Origin of the sequence: Niveispirillum sp. (genome assembly GCF_017996735.1) — a bacterium.
Classification (GTDB): Bacteria; Pseudomonadota; Alphaproteobacteria; order Azospirillales; family Azospirillaceae; genus Niveispirillum.
The window spans coordinates 1-22,127 of record NZ_JAGOGJ010000037.1; the positions used below are offsets into that span (position 1 = coordinate 1).

At 65.2% G+C, this 22,127-nt stretch carries 40 protein-coding genes, 1 tRNA gene and 1 pseudogene; 25 read left to right on the forward strand and 17 right to left on the reverse strand.

Annotated elements, in window-relative coordinates; genetic code table 11:
• Positions 1-2: 2 nt before the first annotated feature.
• From KBA48_RS13655 to KBA48_RS13685, 7 genes are all read right to left on the reverse strand, one after another.
• Complete coding sequence (locus tag KBA48_RS13655) at positions 3-380, reverse strand: HNH endonuclease (protein WP_292907211.1); 378 nt, start codon at positions 378-380, stop codon at positions 3-5.
• A gap of 132 nt (positions 381-512) precedes the next feature.
• Positions 513-1,097 carry a hypothetical protein gene (locus tag KBA48_RS13660; RefSeq protein WP_292907213.1) on the reverse strand — a complete coding sequence of 195 codons (585 nt, stop codon included), beginning with the start codon at positions 1,095-1,097 and terminating at the stop codon, positions 513-515.
• Between the two features lie 72 nt (positions 1,098-1,169).
• Positions 1,170-1,892 (reverse strand): hypothetical protein, encoded by a 723-nt coding sequence (locus KBA48_RS13665; protein ID WP_292907215.1) that lies wholly within the window; start codon positions 1,890-1,892, stop codon positions 1,170-1,172.
• A 6-nt stretch (positions 1,893-1,898) separates the two neighbouring features.
• Positions 1,899-2,102, reverse strand: coding sequence for a hypothetical protein (locus KBA48_RS13670; RefSeq protein WP_292907217.1), 204 nt, complete (start codon positions 2,100-2,102; stop codon positions 1,899-1,901).
• Positions 2,102-2,314 carry a hypothetical protein gene (locus KBA48_RS13675; RefSeq protein ID WP_292907219.1) on the reverse strand — a complete coding sequence of 71 codons (213 nt, stop codon included), beginning with the start codon at positions 2,312-2,314 and terminating at the stop codon, positions 2,102-2,104. Before KBA48_RS13675 ends, KBA48_RS13670 begins: the two co-directional genes overlap by 1 nt.
• On the reverse strand, positions 2,311-2,607 hold the full coding sequence (locus KBA48_RS13680) for a hypothetical protein (RefSeq protein ID WP_292907221.1): 297 nt from the start codon (positions 2,605-2,607) through the stop codon (positions 2,311-2,313). Before KBA48_RS13680 ends, KBA48_RS13675 begins: the two co-directional genes overlap by 4 nt.
• Positions 2,604-3,170 (reverse strand): hypothetical protein, encoded by a 567-nt coding sequence (locus KBA48_RS13685; RefSeq protein WP_292907223.1) that lies wholly within the window; start codon positions 3,168-3,170, stop codon positions 2,604-2,606. Before KBA48_RS13685 ends, KBA48_RS13680 begins: the two co-directional genes overlap by 4 nt.
• Before the next feature lie 432 nt (positions 3,171-3,602).
• On the opposite strand from KBA48_RS13685, the gene KBA48_RS13690 reads away from it, so the two are divergent.
• Positions 3,603-4,274, forward strand: coding sequence for a hypothetical protein (locus tag KBA48_RS13690; protein WP_292907225.1), 672 nt, complete (start codon positions 3,603-3,605; stop codon positions 4,272-4,274).
• Between the two features lie 33 nt (positions 4,275-4,307).
• On the forward strand, positions 4,308-5,168 hold the full coding sequence (locus tag KBA48_RS13695; protein ID WP_292907227.1) for a hypothetical protein: 861 nt from the start codon (positions 4,308-4,310) through the stop codon (positions 5,166-5,168).
• On the opposite strand, the gene KBA48_RS13700 is transcribed toward KBA48_RS13695, so the two are convergent.
• The 7 genes from KBA48_RS13700 to KBA48_RS13730 are packed head-to-tail and all read right to left on the reverse strand — an operon-like array spanning position 5,135 to position 8,536.
• Positions 5,135-5,677, reverse strand: a complete 543-nt coding sequence (locus tag KBA48_RS13700; protein WP_292907229.1) for a hypothetical protein — start codon at positions 5,675-5,677, stop codon at positions 5,135-5,137. The genes KBA48_RS13695 and KBA48_RS13700 overlap by 34 nt on opposite strands.
• A complete protein-coding gene (locus tag KBA48_RS13705) occupies positions 5,674-5,994 on the reverse strand; it encodes a hypothetical protein (RefSeq protein WP_292907231.1) in 321 nt (106 codons plus the stop codon). Before KBA48_RS13705 ends, KBA48_RS13700 begins: the two co-directional genes overlap by 4 nt.
• An 11-nt stretch (positions 5,995-6,005) precedes the next feature.
• Positions 6,006-6,338, reverse strand: coding sequence for a CHC2 zinc finger domain-containing protein (locus KBA48_RS13710; RefSeq protein WP_292907233.1), 333 nt, complete (start codon positions 6,336-6,338; stop codon positions 6,006-6,008).
• Positions 6,338-6,643: a hypothetical protein gene (locus KBA48_RS13715; protein WP_292907235.1), complete on the reverse strand. Its 306-nt coding sequence runs from the start codon at positions 6,641-6,643 to the stop codon at positions 6,338-6,340. The genes KBA48_RS13710 and KBA48_RS13715 overlap by 1 nt, the downstream gene beginning before the upstream one ends.
• Positions 6,640-7,341: an SAM-dependent DNA methyltransferase gene (locus tag KBA48_RS13720; RefSeq protein ID WP_292907237.1), complete on the reverse strand. Its 702-nt coding sequence runs from the start codon at positions 7,339-7,341 to the stop codon at positions 6,640-6,642. The genes KBA48_RS13715 and KBA48_RS13720 overlap by 4 nt, the downstream gene beginning before the upstream one ends.
• Positions 7,338-8,057 (reverse strand): hypothetical protein, encoded by a 720-nt coding sequence (locus KBA48_RS13725; protein ID WP_292907239.1) that lies wholly within the window; start codon positions 8,055-8,057, stop codon positions 7,338-7,340. Before KBA48_RS13725 ends, KBA48_RS13720 begins: the two co-directional genes overlap by 4 nt.
• A complete protein-coding gene (locus KBA48_RS13730) occupies positions 8,054-8,536 on the reverse strand; it encodes a phage regulatory CII family protein (RefSeq protein ID WP_292907240.1) in 483 nt (160 codons plus the stop codon). Before KBA48_RS13730 ends, KBA48_RS13725 begins: the two co-directional genes overlap by 4 nt.
• A 62-nt stretch (positions 8,537-8,598) precedes the next feature.
• Here KBA48_RS13730 and KBA48_RS13735 point away from each other — a divergent pair, with 62 nt between their 5' ends.
• Both KBA48_RS13735 and KBA48_RS13740 read left to right on the forward strand, forming a co-directional pair.
• The gene (locus KBA48_RS13735; RefSeq protein WP_292907242.1) at positions 8,599-8,757 is read left to right on the forward strand and encodes a hypothetical protein; all 159 of its coding nucleotides are present in this window, start codon (positions 8,599-8,601) and stop codon (positions 8,755-8,757) included.
• 58 nt (positions 8,758-8,815) lie between these two features.
• On the forward strand, positions 8,816-9,061 hold the full coding sequence (locus KBA48_RS13740) for a hypothetical protein (RefSeq protein ID WP_292907244.1): 246 nt from the start codon (positions 8,816-8,818) through the stop codon (positions 9,059-9,061).
• Between the two features lie 216 nt (positions 9,062-9,277).
• On the opposite strand, the gene KBA48_RS13745 is transcribed toward KBA48_RS13740, so the two are convergent.
• Positions 9,278-9,559, reverse strand: coding sequence for a hypothetical protein (locus KBA48_RS13745; RefSeq protein WP_292907246.1), 282 nt, complete (start codon positions 9,557-9,559; stop codon positions 9,278-9,280).
• 86 nt (positions 9,560-9,645) lie between these two features.
• Between KBA48_RS13745 and KBA48_RS13750 the strand changes: the two genes are divergently transcribed.
• The 3 genes from KBA48_RS13750 (at position 9,646) to KBA48_RS13760 (ending at position 11,071) form a co-directional block, all read left to right on the forward strand.
• Positions 9,646-10,404 carry a LexA family transcriptional regulator gene (locus KBA48_RS13750; protein ID WP_292907248.1) on the forward strand — a complete coding sequence of 253 codons (759 nt, stop codon included), beginning with the start codon at positions 9,646-9,648 and terminating at the stop codon, positions 10,402-10,404.
• A complete protein-coding gene (locus KBA48_RS13755; RefSeq protein ID WP_292907250.1) occupies positions 10,401-10,625 on the forward strand; it encodes a hypothetical protein in 225 nt (74 codons plus the stop codon). The genes KBA48_RS13750 and KBA48_RS13755 overlap by 4 nt, the downstream gene beginning before the upstream one ends.
• A 101-nt stretch (positions 10,626-10,726) precedes the next feature.
• On the forward strand, positions 10,727-11,071 hold the full coding sequence (locus tag KBA48_RS13760; protein WP_292907252.1) for a hypothetical protein: 345 nt from the start codon (positions 10,727-10,729) through the stop codon (positions 11,069-11,071).
• On the opposite strand, the gene KBA48_RS33030 is transcribed toward KBA48_RS13760, so the two are convergent.
• Positions 11,015-11,338, reverse strand: a complete 324-nt coding sequence (locus KBA48_RS33030) for a ribbon-helix-helix domain-containing protein (protein WP_367273836.1) — start codon at positions 11,336-11,338, stop codon at positions 11,015-11,017. The two genes, KBA48_RS13760 and KBA48_RS33030, sit on opposite strands and share 57 nt — an antisense overlap.
• Before the next feature lie 277 nt (positions 11,339-11,615).
• On the opposite strand from KBA48_RS33030, the gene KBA48_RS13765 reads away from it, so the two are divergent.
• The 18 genes and pseudogenes from KBA48_RS13765 (at position 11,616) to KBA48_RS13845 (ending at position 21,812) form a co-directional block, all read left to right on the forward strand.
• Entirely contained in the window at positions 11,616-11,942 is a 327-nt protein-coding gene (locus KBA48_RS13765) for a hypothetical protein (protein WP_292907254.1), read from the forward strand.
• On the forward strand, positions 11,942-12,322 hold the full coding sequence (locus KBA48_RS13770; RefSeq protein WP_292907256.1) for a hypothetical protein: 381 nt from the start codon (positions 11,942-11,944) through the stop codon (positions 12,320-12,322). Before KBA48_RS13765 ends, KBA48_RS13770 begins: the two co-directional genes overlap by 1 nt.
• Entirely contained in the window at positions 12,319-12,582 is a 264-nt protein-coding gene (locus KBA48_RS13775) for an acyl carrier protein (RefSeq protein ID WP_292907258.1), read from the forward strand. The genes KBA48_RS13770 and KBA48_RS13775 overlap by 4 nt, the downstream gene beginning before the upstream one ends.
• Positions 12,582-12,782: a hypothetical protein gene (locus KBA48_RS13780; protein WP_292907260.1), complete on the forward strand. Its 201-nt coding sequence runs from the start codon at positions 12,582-12,584 to the stop codon at positions 12,780-12,782. The genes KBA48_RS13775 and KBA48_RS13780 overlap by 1 nt, the downstream gene beginning before the upstream one ends.
• Entirely contained in the window at positions 12,779-13,048 is a 270-nt protein-coding gene (locus tag KBA48_RS13785) for a hypothetical protein (RefSeq protein WP_292907262.1), read from the forward strand. Before KBA48_RS13780 ends, KBA48_RS13785 begins: the two co-directional genes overlap by 4 nt.
• Positions 13,049-13,074: 26 nt before the next feature.
• The gene (locus KBA48_RS13790; protein ID WP_292907264.1) at positions 13,075-13,431 is read left to right on the forward strand and encodes a hypothetical protein; all 357 of its coding nucleotides are present in this window, start codon (positions 13,075-13,077) and stop codon (positions 13,429-13,431) included.
• 38 nt (positions 13,432-13,469) lie between these two features.
• Positions 13,470-14,570 (forward strand): DUF2303 family protein, encoded by a 1,101-nt coding sequence (locus KBA48_RS13795; RefSeq protein ID WP_292907266.1) that lies wholly within the window; start codon positions 13,470-13,472, stop codon positions 14,568-14,570.
• A gap of 237 nt (positions 14,571-14,807) precedes the next feature.
• Positions 14,808-15,038: a hypothetical protein gene (locus KBA48_RS13800; protein ID WP_292907268.1), complete on the forward strand. Its 231-nt coding sequence runs from the start codon at positions 14,808-14,810 to the stop codon at positions 15,036-15,038.
• Complete coding sequence (locus tag KBA48_RS13805; protein ID WP_292907270.1) at positions 15,035-15,250, forward strand: hypothetical protein; 216 nt, start codon at positions 15,035-15,037, stop codon at positions 15,248-15,250. The genes KBA48_RS13800 and KBA48_RS13805 overlap by 4 nt, the downstream gene beginning before the upstream one ends.
• Before the next feature lie 128 nt (positions 15,251-15,378).
• Positions 15,379-15,948, forward strand: coding sequence for a hypothetical protein (locus tag KBA48_RS13810; RefSeq protein WP_292907272.1), 570 nt, complete (start codon positions 15,379-15,381; stop codon positions 15,946-15,948).
• A gap of 5 nt (positions 15,949-15,953) precedes the next feature.
• Complete coding sequence (locus KBA48_RS13815) at positions 15,954-16,871, forward strand: phosphohydrolase (RefSeq protein WP_292907274.1); 918 nt, start codon at positions 15,954-15,956, stop codon at positions 16,869-16,871.
• A gap of 54 nt (positions 16,872-16,925) precedes the next feature.
• The gene (locus KBA48_RS13820; RefSeq protein WP_292907276.1) at positions 16,926-17,120 is read left to right on the forward strand and encodes a hypothetical protein; all 195 of its coding nucleotides are present in this window, start codon (positions 16,926-16,928) and stop codon (positions 17,118-17,120) included.
• Between the two features lie 3 nt (positions 17,121-17,123).
• Entirely contained in the window at positions 17,124-17,342 is a 219-nt protein-coding gene (locus KBA48_RS13825) for a hypothetical protein (protein ID WP_292907278.1), read from the forward strand.
• Entirely contained in the window at positions 17,339-17,887 is a 549-nt protein-coding gene (locus KBA48_RS13830; RefSeq protein WP_292907280.1) for a hypothetical protein, read from the forward strand. Before KBA48_RS13825 ends, KBA48_RS13830 begins: the two co-directional genes overlap by 4 nt.
• On the forward strand, positions 17,887-18,273 hold the full coding sequence (locus KBA48_RS13835) for a DUF4326 domain-containing protein (RefSeq protein WP_292907282.1): 387 nt from the start codon (positions 17,887-17,889) through the stop codon (positions 18,271-18,273). The genes KBA48_RS13830 and KBA48_RS13835 overlap by 1 nt, the downstream gene beginning before the upstream one ends.
• Positions 18,274-18,283: 10 nt before the next feature.
• The gene (locus tag KBA48_RS13840) at positions 18,284-20,383 is read left to right on the forward strand and encodes a DNA cytosine methyltransferase (RefSeq protein ID WP_292907284.1); all 2,100 of its coding nucleotides are present in this window, start codon (positions 18,284-18,286) and stop codon (positions 20,381-20,383) included.
• 5 nt (positions 20,384-20,388) lie between these two features.
• A pseudogene (locus KBA48_RS33035) lies at positions 20,389-20,553 on the forward strand (helix-turn-helix domain-containing protein); the annotation flags it as partial.
• Positions 20,554-20,573: 20 nt separating this feature from the next.
• A complete protein-coding gene (locus tag KBA48_RS13845) occupies positions 20,574-21,812 on the forward strand; it encodes a site-specific integrase (RefSeq protein WP_292907286.1) in 1,239 nt (412 codons plus the stop codon).
• A gap of 50 nt (positions 21,813-21,862) precedes the next feature.
• On the opposite strand, the gene KBA48_RS13850 is transcribed toward KBA48_RS13845, so the two are convergent.
• Positions 21,863-21,936: transfer RNA gene (locus KBA48_RS13850), tRNA-Gln, on the reverse strand.
• Positions 21,937-22,127 lie beyond the last annotated feature (191 nt).

Genomic DNA, 22,127 nt, shown 5'->3' on the forward strand with positions numbered 1-22,127 from the left:
GGTCAGGGGGCGGGCCGACGACGGTGACCGAAGCCTCCGTCCTCTGCCGCCGTCTTGGACGAGTGGCAGGGCCTGCACAGCGCCTGCCAGTTCGACCGCGACCAGAACAGCCGGTCATCACCCCGGTGCGGGGTGATGTGATCGACATGGCTGGCCTGGACCTGACGCCCGGCCTCCTTGCAGCGCACGCACCACGGGTTGCAGGCCAGGAACTCGGCCCGCGCCCGCTCCCATTTTGACCCGTACCCCCGCTCCCGCGCCGACGGACGCCGCGCATCCGACGCAGCCCGTTCCGCCCGCTGATGGGCGGCACAGTAGCGTGAATGCACCAGCGCCCCGCAACCCGGATGGGCGCAGGGCTTGGGCGGAGACCACGGCATGAACGAAACCCCGAAAACGACAAAGGGCCCGCCGGCTGTGCCGCGGGCCCCTGAAAGACGATCTCGCATCTGACCACCTCCTACGGGCGGTCTACGCGACGTGCACACTGTCAACGAATTTTCGTACCCTTGTCAAGCGGCTTCATGCGCCGCCCCTTCCCAGGGCCGCAGCGCCACCCCTGCGCCCACCACCCGATGCTCCGATAGGCGCCAGTCATGCAGCGTCAGCCGATGCACCGCATCCGCCCACAGCACCCAGCTATCCCGCGCCAGCGCCAACCCATCCGGGCACAGCCCCGTATCGACCACCCCCTGAAAGACCGCATCCCGTGTCTTCACACCGACAAAGTTCCGGTTTGCGTCATAGACCCGCTCCGGCCTCCCGTTGGGCTTGCACACCACCACCCGCCGCACCTCCGCCCCCGGACACCAGTCCGGCTGCCCGCCCGTCCTGGCATGGCGCAGCACCAGCCCGCGCGCCAGCCCGCTGGTCCGCGCCCATACCGCCGCATGCACCGCCTCTGCGTCGCCATGACAGCGCGCCGCACCACCCTGCGCCCCGCCATCCACACGCGGCCCAGCCCCCAGCGCACAGGCCGGACCAGACAGCCCGCGCTCCCACCGCTCCGCCTGGGTCATGCCCTGGTCAGCAGCCTCCAGCACCAGCTGCACCCTGTACGCCCATTCCAGAAGCCAGACCATCGTCACGTCGCGCATCGCCTACCGTCCCTTCCGAACCGTCCCGCCGCACCTGCCTGCCGAGCATTGACCCGGCCACCACCGCACCGCCTATGCGGTCCTGGGCACCTTCACCCCGTACCGCTGCGCCACCTCCGGCAGCAGCAGCCCATGCCTGACCATCTCCCGGATCACCGCATCGCCCAGCCCCCGCGCCGTCGTCTCCGACCCAGGCCCTCCCTTGACCAGCACCGCAGCCTTGGTGCGTAGCTCCCCCACCGTGATGCCGGCGATCACGGCGGGCAGTCCCGCACCCTTTTCCCCCTCATTCCCTGCAAGGGGATTTAGGGGTTCTTTGAAGAATGAAGATTGAGGTCGCGTACCACTTGCCGCACCCTTGCCGCCGTCCTTGCCGTCATTTTGCTGCGGCAAACCCGAATTATCCCTTTTACGTCCGTTGGTTACGGCGGCACCATTCCGCCCCGCCCTGGCCCGCACTTCCGACAGGTTTCCCGCCCTCAACATCCGCCGTGAATAGGCGATGCGGCTCCGTGTGACGCTAAAAACCCCTGCCTCCCGCAGTTCCCGGATCAGATCCATCACCGTCTCTTTGTCGACACCGACCAGCGGCGCCAGCCGCCCCGGAAGGTCATCAACAGTGCACGGCTCCAGTCCCAACACGATGTACCCGGCAGGCTTGGCCCGAGCGGCCACGCACTGCATGCGCATCCACAGCCCCTGCGCCGCCAGCGACACCAGCCGCAGCGCAGGGTCATTCTCATGATCATCCCAGAACCACACACAGGACGGGTTCTTGGTGGCATTGGCGCCCATGGTGTCCTACTCCCCATCGCGCTCCGGCAGCCGCCGCCAGCGGCAGGCCAGCGACCGGCGCACGAATTCCCAATCCGTGCCGCCATGCAGCGGCACGGGCATCCTGAAACTGACCAGCACATCCAACGGCGACAGCCGGGACATGACGGCCCAGATCACATGTTCGGTGGCAATCCCGTCCGCCGGGTCGCCGCGCGGCATCCCGACCATCAGAACAGCCTCCTCTGCCCGCGTGAAGGCGGAACCGGTTCCGCCCCCTCCGCCATCGGCTCCACCATGGCGGGCGCGGTGCGCGCCGCACCGATCGCCTTATGCTGCCCGCAATACCAGATCAGGGGCCTGTCCTTGCCCACGGCAAAGCCATGCCCGCCCCATTGGTCGCACCCGGGCGCCATGCAGGGATGATCGCGCGGATCCGTCATGCCACACCCTCCCGGCCCAGCCGCGCCATCCAGTAAAGGGCCCAGGCCCATTTCGGCGCCCCGGCCCGCAGGCCGATCACCACCCGCCCGCGCAGGGTCTGGACCCGAAACCCCCGGCCGTCATCGGTCAACCGCCAGCCGCCGCGCCCGTCATCGACATGGCATTCCACGGCGCCGGCCGCTTCATCGGCCGCCACCACGCCCGCCAGCGCCACGCCATCCAGGGTGATGATGGTATGGCGTTCCCAGGTCATGCTGTCGCTGGCACGGATGCAAAGGGAATGCAGACTCATACCAACCCCTCCCGCCGCTGGAATTCGCCGATGATGGCCCGGTCCAGGGCCGATGACAGGGCGGTACCGACGTCGCGGCGCAGGCGGGCGATCTCGGCATCCGCCTGTTTCTGCACGGCCCGGCGAAACGCCAGGGCCGCCATGATCTCCGGTTCGGTCAGGGCCAGGGGCCGCCCGTCCATGTCGGTGGCGGCGGGCGCCAACTGCCCGCGCCGCCAGTCCATATAGACCTGGATCAGCGATTGCCGCACGGCCGGCGCCTGCGGCGCGTCGCTGCGGATGCAGACCAGCAGGGCCTGCGGTTCGTTCAGCCAGTAGGTCTTGCCGGGACGGCCACGGCCAATGGCGTCGGTATTTTCGGTCACGGTGACCGAAATTGAACCATACCGCTCCAACTCCGCTCGATTACGCTCAATCAAGCGCAGAATAGCGCGGGCGTCTGCAACGCCCAACACCTGCGCCAGCCGGACATGGCTCACGCGCGGTTCATGGTTCACGGTCGTATTCAGGTCGGAAAGGTTCAGCGCAGACGGAATCGTCGCGGGGGTGGCAGCGTCGGCCATGAAAAGCTCCTGTGTCGAGCATGGTTGACCCACGCCAACAGGGTTGCTTTCCACGGCCGCCCTGGTGGCGGGAGCGTTGGAAGCCTGGACACAGTCAGACCCCGGCTTATTCCCCTTTCGGGTCTTGTATTCGCCGGCGCCCCGCCATAGGGGCGTTGCCCGGACGGAATCCGGGCGCAAAAAAAGCCGCAGCGCGAATGCGTGCGAGCGGCGGTCCGCTATGTCCAGAGCCTCCGTCCCCCGGCTTTCCACGGCCAAGGGTGCTCCAACGCCGACGCTACGCCGACCGCCGATACGGGTCAAGAAAATCACCCCTGCACACACCCGCATGGTGTCGCGCGGATCACGGGCGCGGCCTTTTGCCTCGTTCGGCCCGTACGACATCTTCGACCACACGCCCTTGGCTGATACCGTGCCGCCAACAACAACAGGGTGGCAATCATGACCGGTCCAACAAGCGATCACCCGACCTTCGACATCGAATATAAAGCCGGCGATGGCGAAGTGACCGCCCGCCGGATCACCATCCATGCCAGCGCGCCGGAACCCAACGACCTCTATCTCACAGCTTTCTGCCATCTGCGCGGGGAAAGGCGGGACTTCCGCACCTCCCAGATTCTCAGCATGCGCGACGTCCTGACCGGTGCCGTCATTCCATCGCCCATCGCGCATCTGGAGATGTATCCGCATCTCTTGGCCCCACATCCGCAAGGCGGCCCCCGCACGTTCACATCGCCCAGACCCCGCCGCCGCGGCAGTTTTCAGGCGCCACAAGCGGTATCCCCAGGGTCGTTGCGCGCCAGCAATCTCGACATCCACCTCCTGCTCACCTTCAGGAACGAACAGCGCGGAAGTTTTGGGCCGCATCGCGTCCGATTGAGCGAAGCGCGGCCGATGTGGGATGATTTCGGCGGATCGTGGCTGACCCTGGTCCTTCACTTTCTGGACTGGAACCGGATCGAACGCCGAAATATCAACCATTACAGCATTGAGCAGGCAGCCGATGCGGATACCGGGGAACTGTTGCCCGATCTGGTGGCGCATATCGCCGAACGGGCCAGCCGCCCGGACCTGCTTAACTACGGCACCACACCCACGCGGTGATTTCATCAGCCCCCGAAAGCACAAGGAAGACCCATGTCCTGGTCCGTCAGACTGCCGCTTGACCTGACCATTAACTATCTCAACCGTGACGGGCGCCGACGCCGGCAGCAGATGTCCCTGAAGACCTTGGAATGGGACCTCACGGCCACCGGTACGCCTCGCATCGCCATGAAGGGATGGGTCCAAGGTGACGATGAAGCGCACGGCAAGCCCAAGACGCTGCATCTGCATCGGGCCCTGTCGGCTATCGACAACCGGACGGGCGAAATCTTCGATGAACAGCAGATCGCCGACTTCCTGGCCCGCGAACTGACCGCTCGCGGTTTGCCACAACCGCCGCGTTGGATCGGCCTTGGCGCCTACCAATTGCGGGTTACAGAAGACGACATCGATGTTCAGTTCGGCGCGGACAATTTGGCCGTCGGATGGTTCTTCGCCGTTCCGAGTGCCTTCCGCGCCGCACTGGATATCGTCCGCCTTCCGGCATCCGCCGATGGCAAATGGTCGCGGGGCCTTCCGCCCTACCTCGACTTTTCCGAAGGCGACCACTTCCACGCTCCCGCCAGACCGCGAGACGCCTGGGAACGTCAACGAATGTGGATGACGTGGACCCTGCACGTCCAAAAGATTTTCAACGAAGAAGGGGTATGTCTCGCCATTCGCGAGTGGATCGATGGGAATGCCGCCGGCCTGATCTACGTTGCTGCTCGACCGGTTCAGATTGAACAGATATTGCGATTGGGGCCGGATGCCTGGAAGTATCTTTCGTCCAGCGGGAAGCCATTCCTGGAATGGCCCCATAAACCAGATGCGGAGATCGAGCCCGCCGCCGGAGACACTGTCGGTCAGGAAGTAATGGTTCATGCCGCCACCTCCCCCGCCACGGCGGGGTAAAAACCCAGGTCGCGGCAGGCGGCCAGCATGCGCCGCGCATTCTTGCGCCCGCTGCGGTCCACCCCCTCTGCAATGTCGGGATACTCATTCAGGACATCCACCACCTTTTCCAGCGCACCGCGTACCGGCCCACCTGTCGGCAAAAGCACGATGCCGTCCGCATCCAGGGCCGTGACGAAATGCGTGACGGCGCTGATCACCGTGGCCCGGCCCAGCTTCTCAAACGGCATCAACAGATGCACATTGACGGCACCCAGAAGGGTCAGGGGCGTCCAACCGCCCCGGCCCGCCACCATGAACCGGGGACCCAGCCCCTGGTGAATGGCATCGCGCAGGACCGGTGCCGCCGCGTCGAACAGTTCCCGTTCCCCCGGCCCGGCATGTTCATTGCCCAGGAAACTTGCCACAATCGTGTAGAACAGCCGGGGCGGCAGCGCCAGTTCCAGGCCCGCCCGCCACCCGGCATTCGCCGCCAACCCCGCCCGCAGGCGTCTTTCGTCGCGGTTCATCGATCCCACCACCGTTGCTGTTCCGGGGGCGCCAGACGCACCCCCTTCAAATCCCGCGCGGCCAGAAGCAGGACGCGCAGCGCCCCCGCATCCGTGGGCGCGTCCAGCGCCACGCCCGCCGCCTCGATCACGACATCCAGTTTGGGCGACAGGCCCGGCTCCACCCGGCCCAGGGCGCGGCGCAGATCATCGGCCCGCGCCTGGTTGCCGGGCAGGGCGACATATTGCGATGCTGCGACCATGATATCCGCCACCGGCCCCACGCTGGACCCGCGCGGCCGATATCCACGGTGCATCTGTCGCGTCGCCGTGCCCATCGCCGCCCCCATCACAGAAGGCTGCCCGATGCGGGCGCCGCACCCGGCAGACGCACGCCGCCCGCATCGGCGACGATGTGCAGGGCCTGGGCAAAGGGCACCCGGTCGAACAGCATGACAAAATCCAGGATGTCGCCCTTGCCGGCACAGCTGCCGCACATCCATTCCCCGCTGCCCAGGTTCAGCCGGAATGCACAGGCCCCCGCCACGGCCGGCACGGGCCGCCGGCACCGCCCCTGCCGTTCGCTGCCATCGGGCGACAGATCCACATGCCGCGCGACAATCTGGGCCAGGGGCGCCGCCTTCTTTACGCGCCGGATCACATCCGGATCATGCCGTTGCATCACGCCCTCCCCGCCGCCCGCCCGGCCCAATCGGGCACGGGCGTCAGGCTCACGGTCTGGCCGGCGCGGATGGCCTGTTCGGCGGTGGCGATCATCACCCCGCCATCGGCCATGGCCTCCATCACCACGCACCGCGCCTCATGGCTGGACAGGGTGGCGGCATAACCGGCCATATCGACCAGCGCCCGCAGCACCGTCAGCTCCCCGACCTGCCCCGACAGGGCAATGGCCGCGTCCAGCAGGCCCACCCCCTGCGCCTGCCCATGCTGCGCCAGCACGGCGCGCAACCGTTCCAGCCCCGTCATCGGGAACCCTCCATCATCATCGCTTCCAGGGGACCCGCCGCCGCCATCACGGGCGCTGCCGGCGGGTAATCGCTCTCGCGCTCCAGATCCGCGCGACAGGGCGGTATCCAGGTAAAGATCGGCTCACCCTTCCACCCGATCAGCCAGGTGATCCAGACATAGGCCGTGGCGGTCCCGCCCTCTGGATCCACCTGCCCGCGATGCATGGGCAGCCTTTCGGCAAACTGCGAAATCAGGCTGGGTGGCGTCCGGCTGAACAGCCGCTCATACCGGCCAATCCCCTCCAGCCAGCTGGTCCGCACCAACATCGAAACACCATCGGTCGCCAGATCCAGCGCGCGGGCAACGAATTGCTCTGCGGCATTGAAGGGCGGATTGGTGATGATCCAGTGCGGGCGACGGTCCTGCAGGACCTCAGGCAGATACGGCATCAGGAAGTCATGCACGGGATACCCGACCCCATAATCATGACAATCAGTGGCCACCACCCGCCCGAAATACTCACCCAGCGGCCGGGCCATCCACCCTTCCCCGCACGCCGGTTCCCATACGGTCAACTGATCCAGGCCCAGGAACGTATGGCTGTCCGCCCGCTCGATCAGGGCCCGCGTGCCCCAGGGCGGGGTGGGGAAATAATCCAGACTGTCCGGCGCCTCAACCCGCCGCGCCATCACGGCGGTGGAGATGTTCTGGCTCATGCCGCCACCTTCCCGGCCTTGGCTTCGGCCTTGTCCAACAAAACTCTTATCCGCTCCATCGTCCTGTTGAAGCCATCTTCATGCTCGTTCACGAACGCATTGGCCCGCGCCAGCTCCGCACGGGCGGCATCAAGTTTTGACTGGCAATAAAGCTTCATCTCCTCGCAAAGCCGCTCCGCCTCCACAATCTCCGCCGGCCGCTTGGGCACCTTGCCCAACCCCTCCCGCACCCGGCGGACAAAGTCGGGCGCGATGCCGCCCAGTTCCTTGCCAACACGGCCATCATCCCAGCCATCGTCGTATCGGCCGGCATTGTCCTGCCAGTAGATTTCCAGATACTGCCCGATGCGGGCGGCATTGATCAGGTCGGCGGGCGCACTGCACATGACTGGCCTCTCGGGAGTAGCCGGCATCGATGCCGGTACTGGATGGGGACGGGTGGCGGGCTTGCGGGCGGTGGCGAGACAGGCCGGGCACCGGATCCTTTTACCGAACCCGCGCCACCCGCGACGCTTCAGGTTGGCGGTCACAATCGCCGCATCATGGGTGTTATGGGTCGCCGCCTCGGCGCGGCCACAGCCGCCACAGATGCAGCGCCAGACCAGGCGGAACCCGCCCTCCACCGGCTCGCGCACCTGTTCCAGTCGCCCCTTGCCATCATTGGCGCCGGGACGCGGCGCGGTCAGGTCGATATCGGGTTCCGCCGGCATCTTCATCCCGCCGCCCTCGCATTCGCCGCGATCAGGTCGCGTTGCAGATCATCCAGGGCGGCCTGCATGGCCTGCACATCAGCCAGCGCCGACGCCAGTTCGCGGTCGGTCACCGCCGCCCCGCCGTCGCCATGCACGCACACGGCGGCCCGCATTTCGCCCGCCACATCGCCCAGCCGCTGCGCCAGTTCAACCAGCCGCAGGGCCAGCGCCGCCGGCGCATGCCGCTTCGCCTGCACCCGCCCGATGGCGGCCTGATAGGCCAGCAGCAGCGGCGCCCGCTCATGCCCGGCCAGGATGCAGGCCCGGTCCAGCGCCATCGCCGCCTCCATGGGCAACCGATAGGCATCATTGTCCGGATCGGCCCAGTTGCGCAGGATGGTGGCGCTTTTCCCCGTCACCGCCCCGGCTTCTGCCGTGCCCAGCAGGCCCAGCACCTCATGCAGGGCTTGTTCAACGGAAAGCGGATGGCGTGCCTTGGTCATGAGATGAATTCCAATTTGGATATCACAAGAAACCGGGGACGATGCGCGTTATACGGGTAGACATGGACAGACAAGCCACCCCACCCAAACCACCCGACCCCGCCGACCTGCTGCGCCGGGCCCAGGCGCTAACCGACAGCACCGCCCCCGCCACCCGCGCCCTGGCACAGTTACTGCTGCGGCTGGGGGATGAAGCCGAACGGTGGAGGGCGCGGCCTTGACCACACCCTCCACCACCCCCACGATGGGATCACCACAACCGCCATCGGGGATTTTTACATGTCTAACGACAACGGCTTTGACGACTACAAAGCGATCAACCATGCGAATTTACTGGTTCTCAACGAGCTTCTACATTTGCTGGTGGAGCAGAATGTGCTCACCCAAGTTCATATCCGGGAGGTTTACGACCGCTCCATCGCGCTGGCACGAAAATCGGAAGCGAACGCCACCGGCTATACTGACGGGTTGGTCGAAACACTTATTGGCCTGGCTCCGTTGCCTTCTCGTCCGGGTGGATCGTGAGCTTGACCCTGCCCGGTCCCGGAAAGTCGATGGCCTGAATGCGGGGCATACCCCTGGACGCTCCACCACGGGTCGGCCAGGGGAAATTCAGGCCATCGCTCAATGCCGGTGCCACGCCGCTCGCGCGCAGTTCCTCGCGCAGCGCCCTCACCTCATCACGGAGGTGGTAGACCATGTCCGTAAGGTTGACTTCCGCCGGGTCAATCATGATGCCTCCTATGCCGCGTCTGCGGGTTGTGTGTCGGCAGGATCAGCCGCATCCGGCATGATGCCGGGCCGGTCAACGCCCTGCGGCCAGAGCGTGGCGGGCGGCCAGTTGGCGGCGAACCACTCTTTGAATTTCAGATACGTATCCACCGAACAGCCCTTGCCCGCCCGGATACGGTTGAAGAAGGTACCCTGGCTGTGAACGATGGTCGCCACGCGCGCCTCCGACCGTCCGGTGGCGCCACGATAGACCGCTGCAAGGGTCAAGAGCTGCTGTCGATAATCCATCATGTGGACATGAATGCGTAAATTATTACGCATCGTCAACATAAATTTTACGCGATACGCGACACCTCATGGCGCGGATAATTGAACGCATGACTTACGAACTTCTAATCGCCCGAATTCAGGAGCGGCTGAGCGATCTGAATCTCAGCGAGCGAAAGGCATGCCTGAAGGCCGGATTGCACGTGGACGCGATCCGCAGCATTCGCAACGGGCATGCCCCGCGCATCGAAAGGTTAGCGGCACTGGCGAAAGTGCTGGAGGTACCAGTCGATTTTTTCACCAGCGCCGTGAATGGCGGCGACCATGGTACATCCGCGCCCCCCGTACCTGCCTTAACGACAGCTCTGACAAGGGTCGCCGTGCGTGGTTATGTACAGGCCGGGAAATGGCGAGAGGCCATCGAGTGGCCAGCCGACACATGGTACGGCGTTACGGTTCCCGCTCACCCCAAATATGCAGATGCCGAGCGCTTTGCATTGGAAGTGCGCGGCAACTCCATGAACAAGCTATATCCCGAACGCACGATCCTGATCTGCGTCCGGTTCTTTGATATCGCCCGCCCACCAAAGCCCGGCGACAAGGTCATTTGTCTGCGCCGCGATCGGTATGGTGAATTCGAAGCGACGGTAAAGGAATATCAGCGCGACGAACAGGGCCGCCATATCCTGTGGCCGCGCTCCGACGATCCGGAACACCAGGCGCCCATTGTACTGTCCGACGGACTGCCTGTTGCCACCGACCAACACGCCCTGCCCAGCCGGGTCAATGCCGGCCCCTTCAGCCAGGCAGGCGTAGACGACATAATCATCGCCGCACTGGTGATCCAGAGCGTGAGGGAAGAAGAATGAGCGAGGAATCACCCATAGAGCGCGCAATTCGGCATGCAGCAGGATTTCAGGAATATGTGAATAAAGTAGCCAATGATGTCCACATTCTAAAAAAAGTTGTTCTGTATTTGGCAGGTGAATTAGCAACAAACCATCTTTTAACGAAGGAGACTGAACAAGTATTGGCTGATTGCTTTGACGAGCTTGGAATGAAATCAACACCGGTTGAGGATCAGCAATGACCGCAAGCGTTCATACTTTCCAAGGTCGCCGAGAGCCACCAGCCCCAAATCCCTTGGGCTCACCCCTTGACAGCGGTGGAGGTGGCCCCCAACCTCCTGATATGACCGACGCCCGCCTCGACCGCCTTGAACGAGACGTAACCACCCTGCATCAGGATATGCGGGACATTCGTTCTGCGCTCGGCCAGATCCAAGTGACATTAACTTCACTTCCCACCAAGCGGGATCTGACAACCAATACGTGGAGCGGCCTTGCTGTCGGTCTCGCCATCATGGGCCTTGTGGTCGGCGGGATCATCGGCGGCTTGTCCTGGATCAAGCCCGACGCAGCGCCACCGACGCCCGTCACTATCACGGCGCCGCCGCCCATCATCGTGCAGGTCCCCGCATCACCGCCCCAGGCGATCCCTGTCCCGACACCAGCCCCGGCCGACAAGAAGCCCTGAAACCTGCCCCCAATATGAAACGGCAAACAGGCGCAACGCCGCACTCAGCGCATGGTCGCCACGCGCCTGATCAATGATGCCGTACAGGTGTTCAATACTCATCTCCTCCCTGGCGGCTATGTCCTGCAAGGCCTTGCGGAATACGGGTTCCAGCCGGAATGATGTCCGGTGCCCATGCACGCTGATATTGACCGGGTGCCCCTGGCTTTCATTGGCCAGATAGCGGCTGATCCGATCCCCAAGCAGCTCATCATTACCCTGAATCACACCACCCTCCCCTGAGAAACCACAGGGTTGAACAGTGACGATTATTCTTCGCGTGTCCTCCTACCGGGTTATGCTACTGCGAAAAACTTTTGATGAGTGCGTAAATTTTTCCGCATTTTCGTTGACGAGTAATTTTTTCCGCATTACCGTCCCCTCATCACCAGCCGCCGCCCGTAAGCAGGCGGTGAGGTGATCGGTCACCGCCCGACCGGGGGCCGGCGCTCCCCACACCCGCGCCGGCCCCACCCCCTTCGGGCGTTTGAACAGGGGATTTCCGATGCACAATGGTTTGCTGGCCCTGGAGGCCGCCTTTGACGGGCCGATCCCGCGCACCCTGCGCCGCAACGCCCGCCGCCACCTTCCCGCCCAGCGCGGCACCTTCCGCGCCACCGTGCGGATCACCAGCCTGAAGCCCGCCTTCGTGGTGCCCGCCATGGCGGCGGTGCTGGTGGAGGCCTACCGCACCCGCGACACCGCGACGGAGGCCGATCTGCATCTGGCCGGCTTTGATGCCACCACCATCACCCGCCACGGCCCCGCCGCCAAACGCGCCGCGCTGGCCGAACTGGCGGCCTCCGGCATCGACGTGACGGAGGCAGCGTGATGGACAGCGATCTGTTGCCCGCCGATCACGACGACACCCTGCCGCCCAAAAGCCGCGTCCTGCTGGATATCGCCGCCGAGCGGACCCGCCAGGATACGAAATGGGGCGGTCCGGCCCATGATGACGCCAATCTCTGCCTTGGCGATCTTGCCATAGGCGCAGCGGCATACACCCTTACCGCATGGACGCAGTTTGATGGACCTCCCGATAGGGACATCAGCGCCGCCGCACGTGAACTGGCCGGCCGGAGCCCCTGCAACCACAAGCGGGATATTAACACGCGGACCCTTCTGGTGCGGGCCGCCGCCCTCATTGTGGCGGAGATCGAGCGGCTGGACAGGCAGGCGATCCGAACTAAGACCCAGGCGGTGCAGCTATGAGCACCACCTTCGACCGCATCTGCGCGGATCCGCTGATCCTGGACATCCTGGGCGCGCCGGACAGCAAGCCATCACCCGACGCCAAGCTGCTGGAGGATTTCCACCTCGACAGCCTGGACATGGTCGAACTGGCCATGGCGCTGGAGGAACAGTTCCAGATCGACATCCCCGATGACGATTGGGAAGACGCCGCCGACATGACCCTGGCCCAGGTCGCCGAACTGGTCGACCGCCGGCAGGATGCACGGGGGGCCGCCTGATGCAACGCGCCCCCGCCATCCTTGCCATCGCCATGCTGGCCCTGGCCGCCGGCCTGTTCCTGGCTTCCTGCACCAGCCCGCCGCCACCGCGCTCTCCCTGCCTGTTGCAGGTCGAACATCCCGACGGCACCCGCACCTGCGGCCTGCCCCGGCGGCCCGACGGCACGCCCGAACCGATTGACCCCTGGGGGACGCCATGAACCATCGCCCCGGCACCAACCTGCATGCCCTGGCGCACAGCCTGTGGCGCAATGCCCAGGCCGCGCGGGCGGCATTACAGCGCGGTGACAGCCATCAGATGGAAGCCAGCCTGATGATGCTGGACTGGACCGCCCACGCGCCCGGCCCCGCCTCCCTGCGCCGCTGCGCGCAAAGCACGCGCAACAGCGTGCTGGGCATCGTGCTGGACATCCCCCCCGGCCCGCCGGCCAACGGCCCCCACCCGCCATCCCCCACAGCCGCCTGACGCGGCAAACGAAAGGAGCGTGTTCCATGGGCGATCCCGCCTATCAGGTCCGGCAGATCGGACGCCTGCTCGACATCCATGACGATGGCGATACACAGGCCAGGATCAATGAAAGCCTGCAAAAGGCCCTCGATGACATGCAGCACCGGCAGGCCAATGGCGAAAAGGCCAAGGCCAGTCTGGTCATCACGGTGGCGATGGAGGCGCACAGCAAGGGCGTGTCCGTCAGCCTGGGCCACGAACTGAAACTGCCAAAGACGCCGCCGGCAAAGACCGAATTCTTTGTCGATGACGACAATACCCTGACCACGAAGAACCCGCGCCAGCGGGAAATGTTCGGCGGCAAGGGCATGGCATCCCACGGCAATACCGCCGCCGGCTGATCCACCCTCCATCACCCTGACCATCAAGGAATCCGACAATGAACCCGACCCCGGCCGACATGACGGCCCTGATCAATGCCGTGAAGGAAATGCACGGCAACAATGAACTGATCCCCGCCATCCCGGCCGTACCGGGCAGCACCACCCTGCTGGTCATGCCGGAAAAGCGCGACGTGCAGGATCTGGGGGCCTTCCTGGATAAGTACCTGCCCCGCCCGCGCTTTCTGGCCGAAAGCGCTCTGCTGGGCGGCACCGACGCCATGATCACCTATGCCCAACGGTTCAAGACGAACGACAGTATCCTGTTCGTGGACCCGAACCCCGATGCGCCCTGGCTGAAGCTGGTGGTGGATTACCACGCCGTCGGCACTATCCTGGACGGCGACGACGTCACGCCCGATGAACGGTTGCCGCCGGCCCCGGCCCATTGCCGCCACACCGCGACCTACAAATTCCCCCTGTCGGACGAAATGCAGGCCTGGCGCGGGGCGGCCAAGGCCGGATTGATGGATCAGGAAGCCTTCGCCTGGCTGTTGCAGCAACGGCAGAACGACATCTCCAACCCGCCGGCCAACTGGATGCTGGTGCGGGAGGAGGAGGTGGACCGCATCTGCGCCCTGCTGAACCTGCGGGACGATCACCAGCCCACGGACAAGGATGGCAGGCCCATCGCGCTGGAAGACCTGGACCTGCAACGGGAAGAAGGCGAATTGCCCACCGGATACCGCACCCGCCAGCAGAAGCTGGAAACCAAGCGCTTCGGCACGCAGCAGCAGCTGCTGACGCTGTCCACCGAAATGTCTGTGCGCACCAGCGCCAGCAGCAAGCAGCAGATCCGGCTTCAGGACGGCACCCACTTCCTGGAATTCAGCGAGGACCATGAGGCCCAGGTGAAAGGCCAGAAGGTGAAGGTGCCGGAACTGTTCCTGATCGACATCCCGGTGTTCGACGGTGAACCGTCGCACCTGATGCCCGTGCGCCTCTATTACCGGCGCGCCGGTGGCGGCATCAAGTGGATGGTCGAACTGGTGGACCATCGCCGCATGCTGAAGGACGCGATCATCAAGGCGGCCACCGATGTCTCCACCGCCACCGACCTGACCCTGATCAGCGGCAACCCCTTCGCCAAGGCCGCCTGACACCTCCCCCACCGCCGGCGGACAGCCATCCCGCCGGCGGCCCTTGGCGGCGGGGCCTCACCCGCCCCGCCGCTCTTTCCTCACAGCCCCTTACCTGCCCGGCCCGGCGGGTGGGGCTTGGGGCAGTGTGAGGGTGAGCGCTGACCGGGGACGGCAGCTGATCGCGCCGCTTGGCGGCTGAAATTGCCCCGGTACCCAATCCGGCCCCTCCCACCCCACAACCAGGAGCCCCCAATCATGAACCAGTCGCCACCCGCATCCGCTGAATCGCTGGGGGATGCCCTGCCCCGGGAAATAGCCCGCGTCCGCGACCTGATCCCGCTGTACCAGGACCTGCCCCACAATGCCGGCGCCATCGCCATCGCGATGATGCGGCAGGATCTGGATACCGCCGCCCGGGCGCTGGCCAGTGGCGATGTGGTGGCAATGATCCGCGTCTATGAAAGCCTGAAGGGCTTCAAGGAATGAAGGTCAACGTCATCAACCTGATCCGCCAGGGCGCCGAAATCGCCCGCGACGCCGGCGACGGCATGCGGGCCTACAGCCTGCATGAACTGGCCAACAACCTGCTGCTGGTCATGCAGGGCAAGGACAGCCTGGAGGAATTCATGCGCGTCTACGTCGCCCATGGCAGCGAGCCTGTCGACCTGGACGCGGCCTTTCCGCCGCCCGCCGCCTGACCAAGGGAAGCCACCATGCCCCACCACCGCCCGCCCTTCCGTCTGCGCCGCATCCTGGCCGCCTATGGGCTGGCGGCGCTGCTGGGCCTGATCTTCCTGTTTGCCGCCGTCGAAATGGGTGCCCATCCATGACCGCCACCACCATCTGGATCGATGCCGACCGCGCCGTGGACATCCTCTCTCCGGATCCGGCCATCATCGATATCCGTTTCATCGCTGCCACCCTGGCCCGCATCAACCGCTATAATGGCCGCACGCCCATCCCTTATTCGGTGGCCCAGCACTCGGTTCTGGTGGCCAGCCTGCTGCCCGCGCGCCTGCGCCGTCACGGCCTGCTGCATGACGCGCATGAGGCGATCCTGGGCGACACGACCGCGCCCCTGAAGGCGGCCCTGCGCCACCTGACGGGCATCGACGCGCTGGCCCGGCTGGAGGCGGCCTGGGATCAGGCCATTCACGCCGCCCTGGGCCTGTCCTGGCCCCTGCCCGGCCCCGATGCCGCCCTGATCAAGGCGGCGGACATGCGCGCCCTGGCGACGGAGATGCGCGACCTGATGGACATCCCGCCCCGCCGCCTGCCCCACGACCCCGACACCACGATCATCCGCCCCATGACATGGGTCCGGGCGGAGGCTCGTTACCTCGACCACTGGCAGCGCCTGACCGACGCCGCCGCTTTCGCCACCGCTGCGGAGTAACCGGCATGACCAAGCCGCTTTGCATCTATCACCATAATTGCGCCGATGGCTTCACGGCCGCCTGGGTCGTGGCCCGCGCCTTAGGCGCGGAAAACGTGGATTTCCACCCCGGCATTTATGGTCACCTGCCACCCGACGTGAAGGGCCGCGATGTGATCATGGTGGATTTCAGCTATCCGATGGACACGATCCGCCTGATGGCGACCAGCGCCCGCACCATCCTGATCCTGGACCATCACCAGACGGCAAAGGACGATCTGGCGGCTTTCCCGCTTCCTGTTTTCCATAGCGGATGGGAAAGCCACGTTATGGAGGCAAGCGGCCAGGTGGCCAGCGAATGCGCGCCGGGTGTGCGCGCCCTGTTCGACATGGACCGTTCCGGCGCCCAGATCGCCTGGGATTTCTTCCGCCCGGATCAGCCGCGTCCGGCCCTGGTTGACTATGTCGGTGACCGCGACCTGTGGCGCTTCGACCTTCCGGAAAGCCGCGCGATCAACGCATACATCTTCGCCCATCCCTATGATTTCGACGTCTGGGATGGGCTGGCCGATACGGTGGATTCGCCCAGGGGCACGGCCATCACCGGCGGCCGCGCCATCGAGAAGAAGCATCACAAGGACGTGGCCGAACTGGTGATGGCACTGCGCTACCGCATGCGCATCGGCGGGCACGAGGTCTGGGTGGCCAACCTGCCTTATACCCTGACCAGCGATGCCGGCAACCTGATGGCCCAGGACGAACCGTTCGCCGCCTGCTATTGGGACACGCGCGTCGGTCGCGTCTTCTCGCTGCGCTCCACCCCTGCCGGGCTGGACGTGTCCGCCATCGCCAAGACCTATGGCGGTGGCGGCCATCGTCACGCCGCCGGCTTCAGCCGGCCCCACGGCTGGGCCGGCGATAAAGCCGCCGATGGGGAGGGCTGACCGATGGCTGAAAATACTCTCATCGAATGGGCCGACCTACGGGGAGAGCCGCGCATGACCCACACTGCCGAAGAACTGGCCCAGGCCCTGTCCATCGCAACGAAGATCGACCGCAAGGTCAAAGACCTGCTGTCCCCGATTGAACGCGAAATGCGCCTGATGGGGTATCGCCAGGAGTTTCAGGAAATCATCTGGCAGGCCATCGCCGACGAAGCCACGCGCCGCGCCACCGAATGCAGGAAGGGCTGAACCATGCCGGAACCTCAGACAGTCAAGGACCGCATGGAGGCCCTGGGTTGGGCCTTCGATTGCGACATCAACGATGGCGGCGAACTGGTCGCGGGCGCGTACAAGCTGCGCCCCACCGGCCCCGGCCGCGCCGACGTCACCCACTATCACACCGATCAGGAATTCAGGACCGACCTGACCGCCTGCATGGCGGCCTGCGACGCGGCGGAGGGCTGGCTATGACCATCCCCACCACCCTTCCCGACGACATCTTGGCCTGCAAGGTCCAGGCCCTGTCGATCCTTCAGCCCTGGCCGCACCACATCTTCGATCCGCTGGACCGGAAGGATGTGGAGAACCGTAAATGGTTTACCCGGTACCGTGGCTGGTTCCTAGTCCATGCCGGCAAATCCGACCGCGAGGATCCGGACTACATCCGCGAATACCAATTGCCGATGGGCGGTATCGTCGGAATCGCCCGGATCACCGATTGCGTCCAGCACATGGACAGCAAATGGTTCTACGGCCCCTACGGCTTTGTCCTGGCCGACGCCACCCCCCTGCCGCTGATCCCCTGCCGCGGCATGCAGCGCTTTTTCCACCTTACCCCAGAAGCACTGGCGGCCACCGCCCAGGCCGTCCGCGCGCTGCTGAAGCAGGTTCAAGCATTTGATGACATCACCAAGGTCTGTCCGCAGGATACGATCTACGGCCAGCGCGCCACCCTCGAATGGGCCAACCCGGATTGCCGCGGCCATGGCGGCTCCCCCGTGAAAAGGGGGAGTTGATGCCAGCCCGCCTCCAGCGCCAGCGGCGCAAGGGCTGGACCGCCCCGGACGGCGCGATCTATGTCGGACGCGGCAGCCGGTGGGGAAACCACTGGGTCGCGTGGCGGGATACCGACGGCGAATGCTGGTGGGTGTCCTGCGGCGGCTGCCACCACGGTCCGTTTGCGGACCGGGAGGAGGCTCATCAGCAGGCCGCCGACCTGTATCGAACAGACCTGACGACACCCGGCCCGCACCACACGCGCCTGATCGACCCGGTCCCTACGCCCGCCGACGCGTGGAAGCATCTGCGCGGCCGCGACCTGATGTGCTGGTGCCGTCCGGATTTGCCCTGCCACGCCGACATCCTGTTGACCATCGCCAATGACCAACATCCGGCCTTTTGAGGCGATCTCCATGGACACGCTGTTTCCCACCCTCCCCATTGCCCGCCGCCCGCGCAAGGCCCGCACCGGCATTCCCGCCGGTCAGTCCCTGGCGGCACCCTGGCCGCTGGACGGTGCCATCAATGTCGTGCTTTTCGCCGGCATGGGCGGGGCTTGCCAGGGGCTGGAGGAGGCGGGCTTCCCCGTTCATGTGGCCATCAATCATGACGCCGTCGCCATCGCCGCGCACAAGGCCTTGAACCCGCGCACAAAGCATCTGCAGGCTGATATCTATGAGGTCTGCCCCCTGGACGCCACGGCCGGCCGGCCGGTCAACATCCTGTGGGCCTCCCCGGACTGCCGCGACCACAGCGTTGCCAAGGGCGGCGCCCCGCGCTCCCCCCGCGTCCGCTCCATGCCATGGCAGGTTTGCCGCTGGGTCGGCGTGCTGCGCCGGGCGGGCCTGGGCCCGTCCACCGTCATGCTGGAAAATGTCCGTGAAATTCGGGGGTGGGGACCACTGATCGCCAAGCGCGACAAGGCCACAGGCCGCGTGATGCGCCTGGATGGTACCGTCGCCGCAAAGGGGGAGCGCGTGCCCCGTGAACAGCAGATGCTGATCCGTGATCCGCGCCATGTTGGCCGGCACTGGCAGGCGTGGCTGGCGCATATGGCTCGCCTTGGCGTGGACTGGCAGGACCGGGACATGACCTGTGCGGATTATGGCGTGCCGACGACGCGCAAGCGCCTGTTCGGCGTCGGGCAACTGGACGGCCTGCCCATCATCTGGCCCACCCAGACCCACGCTCACCGCCAAAGCGAAGCGGTCGCGGCCGCTCGCCTGCTGCCGCACGCCAGCGCCGCCAGCATCATCGACTGGACCCTGCCCCTACCCAGCATCTTCGCCCGCGCCAAGGACTTGGCGCCGGCCACGCAGAAGCGCATTGCCGTCGGCATGAAGCGCTTTGTGTTGGAGGCGGCAGAACCGTTCATCGTCGGGGTCAACAATGTCAGCACCCGCGCAAGCCGCGTGTTTTCGATGGACGATCCCCTGACCACGCAATGCACGGTCAACGGCAATGCCCTGGTCGGCCCCGCCCTGGTGCCCACCACGCACACGACCAGCGGCGACCGCATCCATGCCGGCCGGCAGCCGATCCCCACACTGACCGCTGGCGTAAAGGGCGGTGAACTGGCGGTGATGGCCGCCCATGTCACGAAATTTCGAAACAATTCAGTGGGACATTCCCCCGCAGAAGCCATTCATACAATTACGACCGCCCATAGTGAGACACACCCCGGCGCCGCTCCTCCCCTTGGCATTGTCGGCGCAACGTTGGCCCCATATCGGGTGACGACCAGCCACAGCACCACCACAGGTCGGGCGCCCAACACCCACGCTATCGAAACTCCAATGGAGACAATCACCACATCCAACGGTGAGGCCATCACTGCCGCCTGGATGGTCCAGCACAATACCGGTCTGGTCGGGCACAGCCCCGCCGATGGCACCAGCACCCTGACCACGGCCGGCACACAGCAGCAGGTCGCCGCCGCCTGCCTGATCCATCAGCGCGGGACGGGCACAGCGACCAGCGCCGACGGCGCGCTGCGCACCGTCACCGCCGGCGGCGATCATGGCGGGGATCATATCGGCATCGGTGCTGCGTTCCTGACCGAATATTACAGCGTCGGCGGACAGCATCAGGATGTGGATGCGGCCTTGAATACGCTGACCGCCGCTGACCGGTTCAGCCTGACCCATGCCACCCTGACCGACCCGCCCCTGACACCGGCCCAGATCACCCGCGCCAAACAGGTGGCCGATTTCCTGCGCGCCCATGGCGTGTGGTCAGGCGGCGATATCGTGACCGTCACCATCGCCGGATCCTGCTGGATCATTGCGGATATCGGGATGCGCATGCTGAAGCCGCACGAGGCGGCAGCGGCGCATGAATTGCGGATGCCGGCCGCCATCACGCTGGACGGGCGAACGCAGCCCCTGACCAAGACACAGGCCATGCGGCTGATCGGCAATTCCGTGCCCAAGCGCATGTCACTGCTGCTGGCCAGGGCCAATGCGCGCCATCCCCTGGACCTGCCCCGCCGGGCTGCGGTCGCTGCGGAGTAATGGCCATGGCCAAGACACAGCCCCGCGAACGCATATCCGCCGCAACAGCAGAGATCATCACCGGCCTGGACGAAAGCACGGTGCGCAAAATGGCCGCCGCCGGTAGCATTCCCGGCGCTGCGAAACTCGGGGGCCGCTGGACCTTCGATGAAACGCAGTTGCGCCAATGGATCCGGCAACAGGAGTCTTTATGTCAAAGCCAAAGCCAAGGCCGCCGAAATTCTGCTACTGGCGCGGTGACACGCTCTATTACCGCTTCACCGTTGAGGGACAGGAATACAGGGGCAGCCTACACACGGCTGATGTCAAAACCGCTGCCGCGCGGCTGAAGACGGAACGCGAACGCATTCTGGCCGCCGTCAAATACGGCGAACACCGGATGCTGCTGGCCGCTGCCGCGCTGCGCTATTTTGAGGAAGTGGCCCCCCACAAGCTGAAGCCATCCGCCATGGCCCGCTACCACACGTCCTGGCGCATGATTGCCGGACTGCCGGTCGGACCGCGCAAGGAAGCACTTCAGGACCTGCACCTTGATCAGGTCGATAACAAGGTGCTGCTGGCCATCATCCGGGAACGACAGGCACGCGGGAATGCACGCACGGGCCAGCCGGTGGATAATGGCACCATCAACCGGGATCTGGCCGCACTGGCCGCCATCTTCATGGCCGCCATCGGATGGGGCGCCATCGACCGCAACCCGATGCGCGACCTGGAACGGTCAATCTTTGTTCCGGAAGCTGACAAGCCGTTCGACATGCCGCCCTGGCTGGACATCGCGCGCGTGGTGCAATCCGCCCCGCCCATGCTGGGCCGGCTTTTGCACACGTTGTATCTGACCGGCATGCGGCTGGAGGAGGCAGCAAGCCTGACCCGCGACCGCCTGCGTCTGGGCCGGGCAGAGGTGCAACTGCTGGACACCAAGAACAGAAAACCGCGCGTGGTCCCGCTGTCGCCGGCCGCCATCGCCACCCTGCGCACGGCACCAGCCAATCTGTGCACGCCTTTTGTGTTCTGGGTCGGCGAACTGACCCGCTTTGGCAAGGGTGGCGCGGTACAGAAGGTCCCGGTGGAACCGGACCGGTTCAGCCGCATCAGCCTGTCCGCCAATATCAGCCGCGAAATTACACGGGCGGGCGCCACCTTCCGCGCCCACGACCTGCGCCACCGCTTCGCGCTGGACTGGCTGGACGCCAACGACATCCGGTCAAAGCCAGGTGGCATCTATGACCTGCAACGGATCATGGGCCATCACAGCGTGACGGTGACGGAACGCTATCGGGACTATTCCGGCGGCATAGACGATTCGTGGCCATTCCCGGCCCCGCTCTATGCGCTGTCCTATGATCAGGTGCTGGCACTACAGCTGCCGAGCGCCAAAAACGATGACGGCACAAAAGACGGCACAGCAACAGCGACGGCTGCACCATAAGCAGCGGCGTCGCAGTTCGTAACCGATTGTATTTGTTTGGGAAATTGGGTTGGCTGGGGGACTAGGATTCGAACCTAGACTGGCGGAGTCAGAGTCCGCTGTCCTACCGTTAGACGATCCCCCATCCGATCCGGCGTTTCGCGGTGTTGACCGCGTCTTCCGTCGGGGTGGGCGGGCTTATAGCATCGGGTTTTCGGCTTGTGAACCCCTTTCTTCATAAAAAAATGCATGGACGGTCGGCGCCCGCCCCGCACCACCCTGGCGGCCACAGGAAGGGAAGGCCTGCTTGAACGGCGCTTGCGGGCGGGCTGCCAT

What these genes read in the sequence shown, in the direction of transcription:
- KBA48_RS13655 (WP_292907211.1), bottom strand. Translation starts at nt 380, where the DNA reads ATGCCGTGGTCTCCGCCCAAGCCCTGCGCCCATCCGGGTTGCGGGGCG.
- KBA48_RS13660 (WP_292907213.1), bottom strand. Translation starts at nt 1,097, where the DNA reads ATGCGCGACGTGACGATGGTCTGGCTTCTGGAATGGGCGTACAGGGTG.
- KBA48_RS13665 (WP_292907215.1), bottom strand. Translation starts at nt 1,892, where the DNA reads ATGGGCGCCAATGCCACCAAGAACCCGTCCTGTGTGTGGTTCTGGGAT.
- KBA48_RS13670 (WP_292907217.1), bottom strand. Translation starts at nt 2,102, where the DNA reads ATGGTCGGGATGCCGCGCGGCGACCCGGCGGACGGGATTGCCACCGAA.
- KBA48_RS13675 (WP_292907219.1), bottom strand. Translation starts at nt 2,314, where the DNA reads ATGACGGATCCGCGCGATCATCCCTGCATGGCGCCCGGGTGCGACCAA.
- KBA48_RS13680 (WP_292907221.1), bottom strand. Translation starts at nt 2,607, where the DNA reads ATGAGTCTGCATTCCCTTTGCATCCGTGCCAGCGACAGCATGACCTGG.
- KBA48_RS13685 (WP_292907223.1), bottom strand. Translation starts at nt 3,170, where the DNA reads ATGGCCGACGCTGCCACCCCCGCGACGATTCCGTCTGCGCTGAACCTT.
- KBA48_RS13695 (WP_292907227.1), top strand. Translation starts at nt 4,308, where the DNA reads ATGTCCTGGTCCGTCAGACTGCCGCTTGACCTGACCATTAACTATCTC.
- KBA48_RS13700 (WP_292907229.1), bottom strand. Translation starts at nt 5,677, where the DNA reads ATGAACCGCGACGAAAGACGCCTGCGGGCGGGGTTGGCGGCGAATGCC.
- KBA48_RS13705 (WP_292907231.1), bottom strand. Translation starts at nt 5,994, where the DNA reads ATGGGCACGGCGACGCGACAGATGCACCGTGGATATCGGCCGCGCGGG.
- KBA48_RS13710 (WP_292907233.1), bottom strand. Translation starts at nt 6,338, where the DNA reads ATGCAACGGCATGATCCGGATGTGATCCGGCGCGTAAAGAAGGCGGCG.
- KBA48_RS13715 (WP_292907235.1), bottom strand. Translation starts at nt 6,643, where the DNA reads ATGACGGGGCTGGAACGGTTGCGCGCCGTGCTGGCGCAGCATGGGCAG.
- KBA48_RS13720 (WP_292907237.1), bottom strand. Translation starts at nt 7,341, where the DNA reads ATGAGCCAGAACATCTCCACCGCCGTGATGGCGCGGCGGGTTGAGGCG.
- KBA48_RS13725 (WP_292907239.1), bottom strand. Translation starts at nt 8,057, where the DNA reads ATGAAGATGCCGGCGGAACCCGATATCGACCTGACCGCGCCGCGTCCC.
- KBA48_RS13730 (WP_292907240.1), bottom strand. Translation starts at nt 8,536, where the DNA reads ATGACCAAGGCACGCCATCCGCTTTCCGTTGAACAAGCCCTGCATGAG.
- KBA48_RS13735 (WP_292907242.1), top strand. Translation starts at nt 8,599, where the DNA reads ATGGACAGACAAGCCACCCCACCCAAACCACCCGACCCCGCCGACCTG.
- KBA48_RS13740 (WP_292907244.1), top strand. Translation starts at nt 8,816, where the DNA reads ATGTCTAACGACAACGGCTTTGACGACTACAAAGCGATCAACCATGCG.
- KBA48_RS13745 (WP_292907246.1), bottom strand. Translation starts at nt 9,559, where the DNA reads ATGATGGATTATCGACAGCAGCTCTTGACCCTTGCAGCGGTCTATCGT.
- KBA48_RS13750 (WP_292907248.1), top strand. Translation starts at nt 9,646, where the DNA reads ATGACTTACGAACTTCTAATCGCCCGAATTCAGGAGCGGCTGAGCGAT.
- KBA48_RS13755 (WP_292907250.1), top strand. Translation starts at nt 10,401, where the DNA reads ATGAGCGAGGAATCACCCATAGAGCGCGCAATTCGGCATGCAGCAGGA.
- KBA48_RS13760 (WP_292907252.1), top strand. Translation starts at nt 10,727, where the DNA reads ATGACCGACGCCCGCCTCGACCGCCTTGAACGAGACGTAACCACCCTG.
- KBA48_RS13765 (WP_292907254.1), top strand. Translation starts at nt 11,616, where the DNA reads ATGCACAATGGTTTGCTGGCCCTGGAGGCCGCCTTTGACGGGCCGATC.
- KBA48_RS13770 (WP_292907256.1), top strand. Translation starts at nt 11,942, where the DNA reads ATGGACAGCGATCTGTTGCCCGCCGATCACGACGACACCCTGCCGCCC.
- KBA48_RS13775 (WP_292907258.1), top strand. Translation starts at nt 12,319, where the DNA reads ATGAGCACCACCTTCGACCGCATCTGCGCGGATCCGCTGATCCTGGAC.
- KBA48_RS13780 (WP_292907260.1), top strand. Translation starts at nt 12,582, where the DNA reads ATGCAACGCGCCCCCGCCATCCTTGCCATCGCCATGCTGGCCCTGGCC.
- KBA48_RS13785 (WP_292907262.1), top strand. Translation starts at nt 12,779, where the DNA reads ATGAACCATCGCCCCGGCACCAACCTGCATGCCCTGGCGCACAGCCTG.
- KBA48_RS13790 (WP_292907264.1), top strand. Translation starts at nt 13,075, where the DNA reads ATGGGCGATCCCGCCTATCAGGTCCGGCAGATCGGACGCCTGCTCGAC.
- KBA48_RS13795 (WP_292907266.1), top strand. Translation starts at nt 13,470, where the DNA reads ATGAACCCGACCCCGGCCGACATGACGGCCCTGATCAATGCCGTGAAG.
- KBA48_RS13800 (WP_292907268.1), top strand. Translation starts at nt 14,808, where the DNA reads ATGAACCAGTCGCCACCCGCATCCGCTGAATCGCTGGGGGATGCCCTG.
- KBA48_RS13805 (WP_292907270.1), top strand. Translation starts at nt 15,035, where the DNA reads ATGAAGGTCAACGTCATCAACCTGATCCGCCAGGGCGCCGAAATCGCC.
- KBA48_RS13810 (WP_292907272.1), top strand. Translation starts at nt 15,379, where the DNA reads ATGACCGCCACCACCATCTGGATCGATGCCGACCGCGCCGTGGACATC.
- KBA48_RS13815 (WP_292907274.1), top strand. Translation starts at nt 15,954, where the DNA reads ATGACCAAGCCGCTTTGCATCTATCACCATAATTGCGCCGATGGCTTC.
- KBA48_RS13820 (WP_292907276.1), top strand. Translation starts at nt 16,926, where the DNA reads ATGACCCACACTGCCGAAGAACTGGCCCAGGCCCTGTCCATCGCAACG.
- KBA48_RS13825 (WP_292907278.1), top strand. Translation starts at nt 17,124, where the DNA reads ATGCCGGAACCTCAGACAGTCAAGGACCGCATGGAGGCCCTGGGTTGG.
- KBA48_RS13830 (WP_292907280.1), top strand. Translation starts at nt 17,339, where the DNA reads ATGACCATCCCCACCACCCTTCCCGACGACATCTTGGCCTGCAAGGTC.
- KBA48_RS13835 (WP_292907282.1), top strand. Translation starts at nt 17,887, where the DNA reads ATGCCAGCCCGCCTCCAGCGCCAGCGGCGCAAGGGCTGGACCGCCCCG.
- KBA48_RS13840 (WP_292907284.1), top strand. Translation starts at nt 18,284, where the DNA reads ATGGACACGCTGTTTCCCACCCTCCCCATTGCCCGCCGCCCGCGCAAG.
- KBA48_RS13845 (WP_292907286.1), top strand. Translation starts at nt 20,574, where the DNA reads ATGTCAAAGCCAAAGCCAAGGCCGCCGAAATTCTGCTACTGGCGCGGT.